The 14,256-nt window shown below is 70.6% G+C and carries 11 protein-coding genes and 1 pseudogene; 5 read left to right on the plus strand and 7 right to left on the minus strand.

The window, feature by feature from the left end:
* The first annotated feature begins 74 nt into the window (after positions 1 to 74).
* Entirely contained in the window at positions 75 to 971 is an 897-nt protein-coding gene (locus AB0878_RS46610; RefSeq protein ID WP_366589403.1) for an alpha/beta hydrolase, read from the plus strand.
* Positions 972 to 1,906: 935 nt separating this feature from the next.
* On the plus strand, positions 1,907 to 2,053 hold the full coding sequence (locus AB0878_RS46615) for a hypothetical protein (protein ID WP_366589405.1): 147 nt from the start codon (positions 1,907 to 1,909) through the stop codon (positions 2,051 to 2,053).
* Between the two features lie 140 nt (positions 2,054 to 2,193).
* Here the strand turns inward: AB0878_RS46615 and AB0878_RS46620 are convergent, their stop codons facing one another.
* Complete coding sequence (locus AB0878_RS46620; RefSeq protein WP_366589408.1) at positions 2,194 to 2,577, minus strand: hypothetical protein; 384 nt, start codon at positions 2,575 to 2,577, stop codon at positions 2,194 to 2,196.
* A gap of 58 nt (positions 2,578 to 2,635) precedes the next feature.
* Between AB0878_RS46620 and AB0878_RS46625 the strand changes: the two genes are divergently transcribed.
* Positions 2,636 to 2,947: an amidohydrolase family protein gene (locus tag AB0878_RS46625; protein WP_366589410.1), complete on the plus strand. Its 312-nt coding sequence runs from the start codon at positions 2,636 to 2,638 to the stop codon at positions 2,945 to 2,947.
* 414 nt (positions 2,948 to 3,361) lie between these two features.
* Here AB0878_RS46625 and AB0878_RS46630 read toward each other — a convergent pair whose 3' ends face one another.
* A complete protein-coding gene (locus tag AB0878_RS46630) occupies positions 3,362 to 6,769 on the minus strand; it encodes a S8 family serine peptidase (protein WP_366589412.1) in 3,408 nt (1,135 codons plus the stop codon).
* A 185-nt stretch (positions 6,770 to 6,954) separates the two neighbouring features.
* Here AB0878_RS46630 and AB0878_RS46635 point away from each other — a divergent pair, with 185 nt between their 5' ends.
* On the plus strand, positions 6,955 to 7,917 hold the full coding sequence (locus AB0878_RS46635; RefSeq protein WP_366589415.1) for a helix-turn-helix domain-containing protein: 963 nt from the start codon (positions 6,955 to 6,957) through the stop codon (positions 7,915 to 7,917).
* 456 nt (positions 7,918 to 8,373) lie between these two features.
* Here the strand turns inward: AB0878_RS46635 and AB0878_RS46640 are convergent, their stop codons facing one another.
* From AB0878_RS46640 to AB0878_RS46655, 4 genes are all read right to left on the minus strand, one after another.
* Complete coding sequence (locus AB0878_RS46640) at positions 8,374 to 8,559, minus strand: hypothetical protein (protein ID WP_366589417.1); 186 nt, start codon at positions 8,557 to 8,559, stop codon at positions 8,374 to 8,376.
* A 734-nt stretch (positions 8,560 to 9,293) separates the two neighbouring features.
* Positions 9,294 to 9,431 (minus strand): hypothetical protein, encoded by a 138-nt coding sequence (locus AB0878_RS46645; protein WP_366589419.1) that lies wholly within the window; start codon positions 9,429 to 9,431, stop codon positions 9,294 to 9,296.
* A 630-nt stretch (positions 9,432 to 10,061) separates the two neighbouring features.
* Entirely contained in the window at positions 10,062 to 12,563 is a 2,502-nt protein-coding gene (locus AB0878_RS46650) for an alkaline phosphatase D family protein (protein WP_366589421.1), read from the minus strand.
* 180 nt (positions 12,564 to 12,743) lie between these two features.
* Positions 12,744 to 12,956, minus strand: a complete 213-nt coding sequence (locus AB0878_RS46655) for a hypothetical protein (protein ID WP_366589423.1) — start codon at positions 12,954 to 12,956, stop codon at positions 12,744 to 12,746.
* 771 nt (positions 12,957 to 13,727) lie between these two features.
* Here AB0878_RS46655 and AB0878_RS46660 point away from each other — a divergent pair.
* A pseudogene (locus AB0878_RS46660) lies at positions 13,728 to 13,909 on the plus strand (EamA family transporter); the annotation flags it as partial.
* Positions 13,910 to 13,942: 33 nt separating this feature from the next.
* On the opposite strand, the gene AB0878_RS46665 reads toward AB0878_RS46660, so the two are convergent.
* Positions 13,943 to 14,256 (minus strand): BBE domain-containing protein (locus AB0878_RS46665; protein WP_366589425.1); only part of this gene is annotated, 314 nt, incomplete at its 5' end.

Here is a 14,256-nt window from a genome sequence, read left to right on the forward strand (position 1 = left end):
CCGCCGCAGCCGCTCTGGAAGATCCACCACCCAGTCGGCGCCTACACGGCCGAAGAGAAAAGGAATTCGCCGAGATGAACCTCACCGACCACGCCGGAGTCCGGCTCACACACGGCAAGCCCAAGGTCAACGGCGTGGAGATCCACTACGCCATCGGTGGCGCCGGCGAGCCGGTGTTCTTGGTACACGGCGTGCCGAAGACCATGTCGTACTGGCGCCACCTCGTGCCGCTGCTGACCCCGCACTACACCGTCATCGCGGTCGACAACCGAGGCGCCGGCGGCTCCCAGCGTCCCCAGACCGGCTACGACACCGCCACGATGGCCGCCGACATCACCGAACTGGCCACCCACTTGGGCTTCGACCAGTTCCGCATCGCGGGAGAGGACTGGGGCGCGGCCATCGCCTACGCCGTCGCGGCCTTCCACCGGCCGCGGGTGCGGCAGCTGGTGTTCCAGGAAACGCTCCTGCCGGGATTGCCGGTCGGCCCGGGAATGCCGGGTGGCGGACCCGACCCCTCGCTCGCCGCCGACGACGTCCGCACCGGCTGGCACTTCAGCTTCTTCAGCCTGCCGCACGTGCCCGAGCTACTGCTGGCCGGGCGGGAACGCCCGTTCTGGACCTGGTACGCCCGACGCCACATGTGGGACCCCAGCGCGCTGGCCGAGGAGGACATCGACGAAATAGTGCACTCGGCCGAACAGCCAGGGGGCACCAGCGCCATCTTGGAGATGTACCGCGCCCGCCAGGCCGACGCCGAACAGAACCGCCCGCACTACACCGACCCACTCAGCTGCCCGGTCCTGGCCGTCGGCGCCGAGGCCTATCTCGGAGACGCAGTAGCCAAACAGCTCACGCAAGTGGCCCGCGACGTCCGCGGCGTCGTCATCCCCGCGTCCGGTCACAACATCGCGTGGGAGAACCCCGCCGCCCTGGCCCAGGCGTACCTTGACTTCTTCGCCGCCGGCTGAGCCGCGGGTTCAGCCATGCCCCCTCGAACTCCGCACCGGCCGCCGACAGCACCCGAAACCCGCGCTCGTGCGCGTCCGCCACTGCCGTACGAAGCAGCGCTGTCTTGTCCACGCCGGCGTCTCCGGACAACACCAGCGCCGCCGTGCCGGCTCCGGCGCGGTCAAGGAAGGCGTCGGGCAGGGCCAGGTCGGCTTCGCGGCCGACGTTCCCCGTATCACCCGCGGCCGCCGTCCCTCCCCGGCCCACCTCGGCGCGCCCCACGCCGGGAAGCGGTGCTTCGCCAGTATGCGCCGGGCCGCCGGCGAAGACGCCCAACGATTTTTCTCGTGGGGCATCGGTCCTCCCTCGTCCTCACCGACCCGCCCAGCCATAAGCGGAACTGCTATTCCGAGCCACCCTGGTGGCGCCGTCCGGGCCCGCAAGCACCGAACGGCCCCTGCCGGCGGCCGCCGAACGGACGGCGCGCCGACGCTAGCGGCCCCCATGCCGGGCCGATTCCGTCAAACGACCTAGTGGCAGGGCCTGTGCCGATCCGACAGCCCTTCGCCGGCAGGAGATCCGGTGTTCGGCATACCCGCTCATCTCCCCCGTGGCGCTGCTCGTGCCACCGCAGGGAGCCGGAACCCAGTCCACCTACCCGAGGAGGTCCCGTGATTCTCGAGACCCTCACCGTCCACTAGGAAAACGCGGTTCTGTTCGCGGAGATCGCGGCCCCGCCCATGAACCTCCTCGGACCCGAACTGGTTCGCGACCTGGTCTCCCTCATCCGGGAAACCGAGGCCGACGACACCGTCCAGGTACTCGTGTTCACCAGCGCCGACCCCGACTGCTTCATTTCCCACGTTCATTTCCCACGTCGACGTGACCCGGATAGCCCCTGTGTCCGGAGTCAGCTGACGAGGCACCGGCGCGCCGCCCCGTAGTCCGGTCAACGGTGTGGCGCCGGCAGCTGTGGCTGAACAGCCCGGCCCTGCTCGTGCACGGCATCGCCCAAGTCGGGCAAGCCACCGTGTCCCTCGTCGGCGCCCAAGTCACCCCGCTCGACAAAAGCCTCGCCACGTCGTCGCGGGACTTCCGCTGACTGTAGGGTCTCGCGGCTGATGACGTAGCCGCAGGAGCTATGTCGCACGGATGTCGTATGCGAATCCGGATGAGGCCTCGGCCCTCCACCCGAGCGATGGCCGCCAGAAAGTCGACCTCGGAGATGCCGCGCAGCCCGAGTCACCAAAGGTGCAGGAAGTCCCGGACGTCATCAAAGCCGTCGATTGCCCGCGCGTCCACATCTGTCGGGTCCGCCTCAGCACGCGCCGCCAACGACGCTGCCAGCGCCAAGGCCTCATCGCTGAGACGACCGAACCGCCGAACGGTATGTCCCAAGCACAGGCCGGCCAGCCCGAGTAAAGGGCTGCCCGACACGGCCCGCGTCCCGACCTCAACGCACCAGCGCTCGACGAACGTCTGCTCGTCGTCGTTCAACGCAGTTCCGACCAACACACTCGCCGCCTCGGGCTCAAACACCGGGTTCCCGAGCGCTCGCTCCAACGTTTCGACGACCACATCGTGCGCCGGCGCGGGAGGGTTCTCGAAACGTCGATGAGATCGCACGCCACGACCTTATGTACTCCGCCGACCGACAAGGTCGCGCCCCGCGAGTTCTGGGACGTTGCTCGCACGACGGCAGCGTGCCCGGTCTGATCGACAGCCAACTGCACCAGTTCAACGCTGCGTTCGACCGGCCCACCGTGTCGTTGCTCGAAGCAGCGCGATCACCGCGCGCGAGGCCCTGCACCTCTACACGCCCGGCAGTGCCACCACGCAGTTCGCCGAGCACACCCTCGGCACGATCGACCGTGGCAAGCTGGCCGACGTCGTCGCGCTCGGCGCCGACCCGCCGTCGGTGGATCCAGGTGCCATCAAGGACATCGGCGTCGACCTGACCGTTGTGGACGGTCGGGTGGTGTACGAGAAGGCCTGATCAAGCGGTCTTCTCGGCCGCCCAGTTGCGCACGGCGGGCGCGTAACCGGCCGGCTTGTCGCCGACGTCGGGCCGGTGCTGACCAGCCACGACTGGTACTCCGGCGTGAACATGCGGTAGACGCCGGCCGGGTGTGCCGCACTGACGCGGTCGAGATCGGCGCGGATCTCCGCCCGGGGTCGAGGAAGTTGCCGCGGGCCTCGACGTAACGCCGGAAGATCGGCCGGGCTTCGTCCGCGGTCCTGCCCGTTGGGGCGTGGAACCCCGCCGTGTCGAAGTTCATGGTCCCGAGCGCGAACCGGCTGACGCGGCATGACCCCACCGTGCTCGGCCAAAAAATGGACCCGCGAGTCCAGAGCTGGTCACCCCGGAAGAACCGGGCCGGGAGGGCTGCGCCGCCCTCCCGGCCCGGGACTAGCGGCCCGCGGTGAACGACACCGTGAGACCGCCGAGACGGGCGATGTGCGGTCCGCTCGCCAGGTTCCGCAGGTCGAACGACAGCCGCGCCGTCCGGTCGGTGCCGAGGGACACCGTCTGCTCGCCGGCGACCGTGCCGTCGAGCCAGAGCACGCCCGTATACGAGCCGGAGCGCTCGCCGACGTTCTTCACCGCCGCCGTGATCCGCGGGTGGCCGTGGGAATCGGCCGCGAGGTCCGAGACGGCGAAGCGCGGTTCGGGGCCCGGGGTGCGGTCGTGGACGAACACGTCGGAGTAGCCGTTCGTGTCCCCGGCGACGAGGTTCGTCGCCGCGCTTTCGAAGGCGACGTACTTGCCGTCGGTGCTGATCGACGGGAAGTCGCTGTATGCGTCACCCAATTCGCCGTGCGGGCCGCCGGAGATCTTCTCGGTCGTCCCGGCGTGCAGATCGCGCACGTAGACGTCGGAGAAGGCGTCGTCGCCGGCGACGAGGTTGGTGGCGAAGCTGAAGAACGCCACGAACGCGCCGTTCGCGCTGATCCGCGGGGTGGCGGTGTAAGCGTTCGCGCCGCCTGCTGCGCCCAGCGCCTGCGTCACGAGAGTGTTGGTGTGCGTCTGCCGGTCGTAGACGTACACCTGGAAACCCTCTTCGGTGCCGCTGATCGCATACGCGACCTTGCGGCCGTCGGCACTGATCGACGGCTGCGTGGCCTCGGCTCCGCCGGGCGCCGGGATCATCTCCGTGGTCCCGGTGCGCCGGTCGCGCACGAACACGTCGCGGTGGGTGTTCGCGGTGCCGGGCACGAGGTTCTCCGCGCCGCTTTCGAACGCCACGAACCGGCCGTCGGCGCTGACACTCGGCTCGAGCGAATCACCGTCCGCCGACACGCCACCCGCGCCGGCCGACACCAGCTCGGTACGGCCGCTGACGCGGTCGCGCAGGAACACGTCCTGGCGGCCGTTGGTGTCCCCGGGCACCAGGTTGGTGGCGGTGCTGAGGAACACGGCGTAGCGGTCGTCCGAGGTCATGGCCGGCTGGCTCGACGACTGGTTCGCCTGCTCCCCGCCGGTGCCGACGGAGACCCGCTCGGTCTTGCCCGTCTTGCGGTCGTGCACGAACGCGTCGGGCACACCGTTGGTGTCACCCGGCACGAGGTTCGTGGCGCCGCTGAGGAAACCGACGTACCGGCCATCGGGGCTGACGGTGGGGCTGATGGCCCACGCGTTCGCGCCCGTGCCGTCGGAGGCGACCGACATCCGCTCGACGATCCCGGTGCGGGCGTCCCGCGCGAAGACGTCGACGTCCTCGTTGGTGTCGCCCGGCACGAGGTCAGGCGCCAGGTCGCCGAAGGCGATCACGCCGCCGTCGCCGCTGAGCGCGGGCCAGAACGCGTCCGCGTGGACCTCCTGTCCGGTCCCGGTCAACGAGACCCGCTGGGTCGCGGCCGGGCGAGGCAACGCGAAGTCCGTGCCGGCGTGGGACTTCTTGCCCGTGACACCGACTTGCCGAGGCTCGGTGGCCGAGATGCCGGGCGCGGACGCGGACACCTGGTAGGTGCCCTCGGGGACGTTCGGCACGGTGTAGCGGCCGTCGCGGTCGGACACCGCGGTGAGCTCGTCCGGGACACCGAGCACGCGGACGGTGGCGCCTGGCACGGCCGAACGCGTCGGGCCGAAGGTCACGCGGCCGGAGATCGTGCCGCGCGGGGTCGGCTGGAGCGTGATCTTCAGGTCGGCGATCGCGTCGTCCACGACGGTGGCGCTCACGTGCTGGTCGCGGTAACCGAAGCGGGAGAGCGCGAGGTCGTAGCGGCCGGCCGGCAGGCGGAGCGTGAAGTGCCCCGCTGCGTCGGTCGTGGCCTTGCGGCCGGTCGAGGTGACCATGATCGTGGTGCCGGACAGGGGCGCCCGCGTCCCGTCGGCCGTCACCGTGCCGCTGACGCCGCTGGTGAGCGATGCTTCGGCGACGGCCGCGTACGCGTCGATCCGGCCCGCACCGTAGCGGGTGTTGGGAAGTGCGCCGTAGCGGTCGTCGGAGAATGCCGTGCCGTCGAGGATGTCGAGGGTTTCGTCCACGCTGAGGCCGGGGTTCGCCTGCCGCATCAGCGCGACTGTGCCCGAGACGTGCGGCGTGGCCATCGACGTGCCGCTCAGGCTGCCGTACTCGCCGCCGGGCAGGCTCGACGTCACGTCGAGACCGGGCGCGGACAGGTCGGGCACGATGTAGCTGGCGGGCCAGGACTCCGGCGCGTTCTGCCAGTCCGTCTTGTGGACGACACCGCCGCAGGAGAAATCGGGCACATTGTCGTCGGCGTCGGTCGCGCCGACACCCACCGACTCGTAGATGTTGCCCGGACTGGCCGAGCCGCCGGGCACGCAGTCGTTGCCGATGGCGAAGGCCGGGAACGCTCCGGCGAGGTAGATGTTGCGCGCGGGCTCCACCATCTCCTCGGCGTAGCCCTCTTCGCCGAGGGACATGCTGACGACGTCGGCCGGCTTACCGGCGGGCCTGCCGTCGGCGTCGTACGGCGCGATCGCCCACTGCATGCCGGCGACGACCTGCGCGAGCGTGCCGGACCCGCCGGGGATCACGAGGCCTGCCATCAGATCCGCGCCGGGCGCGACACCGATCTGCTCGCCGGACGCGGCGCCGCCGGCGATGGTGCCGGCGACGTGGGTGCCGTGGTAGGCGCTGTCGTGCGGCGTGGAGTGCACGGGCGTGCCGTCCTCACCGAACTCCAGCCAGCCACCGGGGTGCTCCGGATCGGCAGGGTCGTCGGTCACGAGCTTGCCCGCGAGGTCGGGGTGCTCGGCGTCGATGCCGGTGTCGAGGATCGCCACGCGCACACCCTTGCCGGTGAGCCCGCGTTCCTGTTGCACGCGGTCGGCGCCGATCTTCTGCACGCCCCACGTCGCCGTTTCGCCCGCCTGGCGAGCGGAGACCTTCTTGACCGGCGGCTCGGTCGGCGTGGTGAGGGTGAAGTTCGGGATCACGTGGTCGACCAGTGGCAGCGCGGCGACGGCGTCGAGGGTGGCCGGCGTGGCGCGCACGAGGACCATGTTCTTGAGCCAGAAGGTGTTCACGACCTGATCGCCGCGCGCGTCGACGAGGTTCACCACCGGCGCCTGCATGGCGGCGGCCGAATCGGCGAGCTGTCGGCGTGCGTCGGCGCGCGTGAGCCCGGTGCGGTCCTTGAGGACCACGGCGGCTTCGAACCGGGTGCCCGGGCCCGTCCGGGCCGCGGCCATCCGGGTTCTCAGTTCCTGGGCGATCTTCGGCGAGTGGGCCGGTCCGGTGGGGGCGGCCGACGCCGGTACCGCGGGCAGTGCGCCCAGCGTCCCGGCGGTGACCAGCACCGCGAGGACCAGGCGTTGCCCGCGCGTCCGCAAGGCGGACAGGGACATGGGGAGACTCCTTCGCTCCGTCATCTCTGGCAGGGGAGATGTGGTGGGCGCGTCGGGGTGGGCGCCCGCCACCGGAAAACGGTGCAGGAGTGATCAGGGGCGTGACAAGCTCGCAGGGTGGCCAGTTCCGGTCAGCTGTCGGGTTTCCGACATCCTTCGTGGTCCGGACCAGTGGGAGGAACGACGTGCTCGAGGCGATCGGGCTCAGCGGTGACGACGAGGCGGTCTACGACGCGCTCGTCCACCGGACGCAGGCGACGGCCGCCGAACTGGCGGAAGACTGCCGCCGCCCGCCGGCGAGCGTGCGCCGGGCGGTGCAGCGGCTCGTGGACCTCGGGTTGGCGACGCGCTCGGCGGGGCGCCCGGCGCGGTTCGTCGTGGTGCCACCGGACAGCGCGATCGAGGCCGTGCTGCAGGAACGCGAAGCCGCGCTGCGCGACACGCGCCGTCACATCGCGACGTTGACCGCCGCCTACCGTGCGAGCACCCGCTTCGCGCAACCGGGCGAGCTGGTGGAGGTGATCTCCGGGCGCGACGAGGTCAATGAGCGATGGGCGTGCGTGCAGCAGGAGGTCCTTGTGCAGATGCGCGGGTTCGACCGCCCGCCGTACGCCGCGCCGAACGGGCACCAGGAGCCGAACCACATCGAGCTCGCGCTACTGGAGCGGGGCGTGCGCTACCGCGTCGTATACGACAAGAGCGCGCTCGAACTCAGCGGCGTCCTCGACGACATCGCGGTCGGTGTGCGCCACGGTGAGGAGGCCCGGATCGCCGGCGAGGTGCCGATGAAGCTCGCGATCGCGGACGACCGGTACGCGATGATTCCCTTGCTGCGCCCCGGGGACGTGGCGTTGACAGCTTCGTACGTGATCCACCCGTCGCCGCTGCTGGACGCGCTGATTGCGTTGTTCGAGGCGGTGTGGGCGCGGAGCGTGCCGTTCCAGTCGGGCGCTTCGGACGCGTTGCCGCCCGGCGAGGCGCAGCTGCTGATGCTGCTGGCGTCCGGGCTGACGGACAAGGCGGTCGGGCGCGCGCTGGGCTGGAGCGAGCGCACGGTGCAGCGGCACGTCACGAAGCTGATGCACCGCGTCGGCGCGCGCACCCGGTTCCAGATCGCGATGGAAGCCACGCGGCGAGGCTGGCTGTGATCATCGGCTCGAAGCCGTAGCGAGCGGCGAGGCACGCTGGACGGTTTGGCGCGCGCGTGCCGCCTACGTACCGGGCGGCCGAGGAGATGGCTGACGTCATCGCCGATGGCGGGCGCGGGCAGGCTACGACGTCGACTTCCCCGAATGCGGGACCTCGCTTCGCCGTGCCTTCGGCGAGCGCGTCGCCCCTGACGTCGTTTCTTGGCCCGAGGTTCACTCGCTGGTTGGGTGGCAGCGGGATCGCGTTGTGCTCACCCGGCTCCCGGGTGCCATCCTGCCAGGATGCCGGCGCCGCGCACTTCCCGAAGCCGGTGCGCGGTGCGGCGAAGGATGCGCCGCTACGACGGCTACTTGCGGCCGTCGGGCTCGGCGTTGTGCCAGGCTCCGGTTCCGGCGCCCGCCGGAGCGCACTACACCCAGCGCGAAACCCTTCACCACCAGGCCCTGAGCCCCAGGTCAGGGGTTCGTCGGTGCCTCGCCGCGTTTCAGGGCGGCGATGGTGGCCCGGATTCTCTCTTCTTCCTCGTCAGCGGCTGAGCCCATGCCGGTGACCCGTTCCATGTGGACGACCAGGAGGGCTTCAAGCCGATTCAGCCATTGGGCGTTCGATTCGCCGGGTCTCTGCTGTACCTGGTCAGCCATGCCCTCAGAGTACGGCTTCGCCCTGACCCGCGAAGCCGCTTGGAAGCCGATCTTGGCTAAAAAATCAGTCTCCGCACACAAGCGCGGCGTTACGGACTGTGGCAGCAGTGTCGCGCCATGACGACTGTACGTAGTGATGTCCCGGCGGGCCGGCCGTGCTGATCCCCGGCACGGTGCCCGGAGGCCCGGGCCGCCCCGAGCTGATGGCCGTGCGCTCCAGCGGCGGCCTGAATCGCCACTCCTCGACAAAGCAGGCCGGCGAGGCGCTGTGCCGAGGACTGCGCAGCGGGACCGTCCTCCTCGACCTCGGCCCGCGCTGTACCCGGAGTTGTCCCCGACCGGGCCTGCCGGCGCTGTCTGCCGGCCGCGAGACCCACCCCGCGGTCTCGCCGGCCCGGTGCGCAAACTGGCTTACCGCAGGTACAGCGAGGCCCGCGCGGCGCGGTGGCTGCTCCTGCCGGCCGCCGACCGGATCGACGCGTGGGAACACCAACCTCCGCTCGTTCGCCACGGTCCGCCCGGACCAACCCCGTCACCGAAACCGGTTTCCCCAGCGAGTTCCGCCACGGCTTTTCATCGCGGGTCGGTAAGAAACGCGCGGACGTCAGGCACCACCTGCTGGACCCGGTCATCGTGGCAGGAGCTTGGGCGCTGGCCGGCGGCCTCGTCGTCGCGGCGGTCAGGAAACTTCTCCGCAGCCGATGACAGAACCAGGTCAGACCCGTCCGCCCGGGCTAACCGGACTCGTCGCGGTCGCGCATCGCCGCGTAAGCCGCCGTCATGACCCAGCCGTACGCGATGCGTGGCACCACGTCGGACACCCAGTCCGACAGCGACCAGTTGCGCGGGTTCGACACCCCGATCGCCGCCATCGGCGCGGCCGACACGGCGATGGCGCGGTGGTGGCCGCTCCGGGCCCGTCGGCGGGGATCGTGATACCGGCCAAGTCGGCCAACCGCGTCACACTCTGCTCCGGGGTCCGGCTGGCCGGCCTGCCGCGCAGCGCCATGTCCAGGTAGGTGACGGCGTGCAACGCCGTCGTACCCGCCGCCTCCGCGGCGAGGCCACGGAGAATCGATCTCATCATGCCGACGGGTGCCCGCACTCACACCGGCGAAACCCGAACGCCCGGCGCGGCGATGGCACGGGGGTCGTTGTCGACAGGAACGAGGAGCGGCCGAGCAGGTCCACCCGGGTGCCCACGAACGGCGGCAGATGTGTGGCCTCGAGCACGGGTAGCGGTCGATCAGCCGGTATGGAACAGGGTGGCGCTTCTGCTTCACCACCTCACCGGTAACCACGATCGACGCGTTACGCCGGGTGAACCAAGTCAGTCGCGCGCCGGCGCCAGCCGTCCCCGCGAGGGCGAGCATGACCGTGCCGGACCCCGCGCCGACGGCCCGGCGAGCACGAGGTCGCCGGGCCAGCACGCCGCCGTTACGCCCGGCGAAGAGGCCGAAGGGTGGAGCACCGAATTTGCGGCGCCCCACCCTGGCCGGCGATCAGAGACCGGCGAGCACCGCGAACGGATCGGCCGCGCCACCGTTGTCGAGGGCGGCGATGCGGCGGCCCAGGGTGAAGGCGGCGCCCGGGGCGAGCGTGATCTTCCGCTGCGTCATGGCCCAGATGCCGCACGCGTACAGCGTGAAGCCCGGTTCGTCGTAGAGCAAGCCGTAGGTCTGGCGGTCGGAGCCGGTCATGCCCAGCCACGGGGCGGTGGGGGTGAAGTCGGCGGGCGCGGAGGCGGTGATGGCGCCGTGGCCGGCGATGCCGCTGCGCTGGCCGGTGCCGTCGTGGTCGAGGACGTCGCCGATCCAGAACGTGCGGGCAGCGTCGGCGGTGTTGGTGAACACGGTCTCCGCGCGCACCCACGGCTCGCCCGTGCGCACGCCGAACGTGGTCACCACGCCGATGCCCGCCACCGCGGTACTCGCGCCGGTCACCCGGACCTCGGTCGGCGAGATGAGATCGACGGCGGTGGCCCGCACGGTCAGCTGCTGCCACGCGTTGCCGCCGCGCGGCTGCGCCGCCGAGGCGTAGGGCAGGTTCATCCAGTCGAGCTGGTCGAGGTGCCCGAGCGCGGCGAGGTCGAGCGGCTTGCCCAGCGTGACACCGGGCAGCTGCGGGTCGGTGGTGCCGGCCGAAATCGCCAGCGCCAGCAGGTCGTTGGCCAGCACGAAATCCGACGCGGTGGCCTGCGACTGCGGGCCGGGCACCGTGCGACCCTTCGCCGCGCCGGCCACCGACCGCGCCAGCCGGAAGTCCACTGTGGACCCGCCGGTCGCGCCGATCCGCGCCGGCATGGACGCCAGGTCGTAGCCGACCCCGTTGACGCGCAACGTGTAGGCGCCGGCAGGGGCGAAGGCGACGTACTCGCCGGCCGGGTCGGTCGTGACGGCGACGAGGCGCGACCCGTCCTCCCGGTGCACGGCGACCTCGACATTGCCCAGCGGCTTGCCGTTCGCGCGGTCGGTGACCACCCCGACCAGGCCGTCGCCGTCGTCGACGCGGTACGCGCCCGGCACGCCGTCGCGCACCTCGTAGGCCGCGATCGTGTAGGCGGGCGACGCCGCGTCGCTCGCATTGAGCACGATCCGCAGGTCGCTGCGCCACTTCTCGCGGGTGACCACGCACTTCACGTAGCCGCGGTAGGTGCCGTTGTAGAACTTGACGTGCGGGTTCGCCGGCAGGCCCAGTCGGACGTCGGCGTCCCAGCCGGCACCCGACGAGATCGATGTGCCCACGAATTCGGTGGCGATCGTGCGTGAGTGCGGGTCGTCGAAGTCGGTCTTGAGATCGTTGACCCAGTGCGTATGCCAGTCGCCGCTCAGCACCACCGGGTTGGCGGGCCGCTCGCGGGCGATGAAGTCGAGGATGCGCGCGCGGGCCGGCGGGTAGCCGTCCCACTGGTCCAGGTTGACGATCTTGCCCGGCCCGAGGTCGTAGTCGAACTGCGCCATGATGGTCTGCTGCGCGATCACGTTCCAGATGGCCTTCGACGCGGCGAGACCGTCGAGCAGCCAGCGCTCCTGCTCGGGTCCCGTGAGCGTGCGCGCCGGGTCGAACACCTCGCCGGTCGGTTCCTTGCGGCCGTCGCCCAGCGCCTGGTCGGAGCGATACTGGCGCGTGTCGAGGATGCTGAACTCCGCGAGCCGGCCGAAGCTCATCCGCCGGTACATCAGCGCGTCCGGACCGTGTGCCTGCTGCTCGGGGCGCATCGGCAGGTGCTCGTAGTACGCCTGGTAACCGTTGGCGCGCCGCTCCAGGAACGGCCGGCCGTCCCCGGCGCCGCCCGCGACGTCGCCGGCGTAGTTGTTCTGCACCTCATGGTCGTCCCAGGTGAGGAAGAACGGGAACCTCGCGTGTGCCGCGCGCAGGTCCGGGGAGGTCTTGTACAGCGCGTGCAGCCGACGGAACTCGTCGAGGCCGCCCTTGGTGGTCTCGTAGATGTAGTCGCCGAGGTGCACGACGAAGTCGAGGTCCTGCCCGGCCAGGTCGCGGTAGGCCGGGTACGGCCCGCCAGCCCACGACTGGCACGACACGAACGCGAACCGCATCACGTCCGGCTTCGCCCCGGGCGCTGGCAGCGTGCGCGTGCGGCCGGTACGGCTGCGGACGCCGTCAGCCGTGAAGCGGTACCAGTACCACCGATCCGGCGCCAGGTCTGTCGCCAGCACGTGCACGGTGTGCGCCGACTCGGGCACCGCGGTGACCGCCCCGCGCGCGATCACGTGGCGGAACCCTTCGTCGCGCGCCAGCTCCCACGTCACCTGCACCGGCTCGGCCGGCATCCCGCCGGTCGCCGCGTCCAGGGGGTCCGGCGCGAGCCGCGTCCACAGCACCACGCTCGTGTGGTCGGGCTCGCCGGAAGCCACCCCCAGGGTGAACGGCGCGGGGTCCAGCTCCGCCGCTTCCGCGAGCTGCCCCGCCCCCAGCGCCACCGCACCGACCGTGCCACCGGCCAGCGTCAGGAACCGCCGCCGATCCAGAGAAAACGTCGCCATCTGTCCGTCTCGTCCGTTCTGTCGCCCAAACCTCGGCGAGCGTGCCGGACCCAGGTGCCGACCTCGTGGCGGCGAGTTGAACGGCTCCGGTACACCGGACGTCCGGTGTTGGTGGTCGGCAGAAGACTTCCCAGGCCGCCCCCAGCGATCGCCCGGAAAAGCTTGAGTACTGCGGATTCATCAGAATTCGAAGGCAGCGGCGCGGAGTTCTTTTTGACCTCCTTCGAAGTGCGCAGCCTGCAGGAACTGATGGCCGCCGGAGCGCTCGCGTGCCGACAGGGCACGTTGATGCCCGGGGCTGGTCACGATTTCGAGGGTGATGTCGACGATCGGCCGGCCGTTCGACCACCCAGGCGTCCGACCGGCGAACCGCCGGGCGAGGTGGTGGTTCAACGCGAAGGAACGTGTCTTGAAGCGTTGCGTTGCCGTGGAGTGGTTGCGTCACATTCGGTTCGCGCAGGCGATGCAGGTCCGCGTCGCCGGCAGGTCGGCGAGCCGGCCTTCGGAGATCGGGCCCGCCCTACTTATCGCGAACCGATCCGGTCACGAACTGTAGCGCTGGACTATTGCGCTCTGGTCCACGAGCGATTATTCGTGCTCGCCGACGAGCACGCCCTCGACACCGTGATCGCGGTCTGGCAGGTGCCTCAGGCCAGGACAGCCGGCCGAGCAGCCTTTAGGCACTGACGGTGACCGGCGTCTGAACGGCGCCGTGAGCGTTCGGTGATGTCCCGCACTACACCGGGGAACTTGGGGAATCCGCTACCGCCTGGCGCTGGCGGCGCTCGACCCAGCCGCGGCCGCGACCGAGCTGGACGACTGGGTCCGCCGCCGCACAGAGCGAGATGCCCGAGCCAACACCGGTGTCGGGCGGCCCGGCCCTGATGAACTCGCAGACCGAGCTGCGTTGGATCAGCGTCCGCTCCCACCACCTGTAGGTCGCGGCAGAGGCCTCCGGCACCGCGTGCTCGGCTCGCTCTCCGAGCGCACCCTGGCCTGTCGCCGAGCTCCAGGACCAAGCCTCCGAAGCAAAGCCCGACGCCGATGGCGGCAACTCGAAACGCGAACAGCCACCCACCGCCGGCGCCTTCCGGTAGGAATAGACGATGCCCTCGATCACAACCGAAAGCCGTCGTCGGGATCCAGCGGCGATCTTGTTGCTTCGGCGCGCTGGCGCTCGCCGTGATCCTCGTGGTCCGGCGCCGGCCACTCCCCCGCGATCCCGCGCTGGGGGCCACCTCGCAGTGGTGTCAGTGCTGTTGTGCGCGACGCCGTACCTGCTGTTCTCGTGGGCGGAGCAGTACATCCCCTCCGGGCTGGCCAGCATCTTCAACGCGACCACCCCTTGCTGAGCTCGGGTTGGTTGAATATCTCCCTGTTCAGGTAGCCGGCACCACGTTGTGGTTGATCCGGAACATGTTGGCCGGGTCGTACTTCGACTTCACGGCCGCGAGGCGTCGGTAGCGCTCCGGTCCGTAGATCACGGCGGCGTCGGGCGCTTCCTCGGGGGCGAGGTTGTTGACCAACCGCCGGTCGCTTTGCCAAGGGGCCATGCCGTCGAGGAGTGAGGCGACTGACTCCTTGAGCCGCTTTTCCTCCGACAGCGGACCGACCTCGACGCCCAGCAGGCTGTAGGGCAGGCCCCTGGTCGCCACGGCGTTGGGCACGGCCGGCTCGCGGTCCCACGCCCCGC

The sequence above is a fragment of the Amycolatopsis sp. NPDC047767 genome (assembly GCF_040704195.1).
Classification (GTDB): Bacteria; Actinomycetota; Actinomycetes; order Mycobacteriales; family Pseudonocardiaceae; genus Amycolatopsis.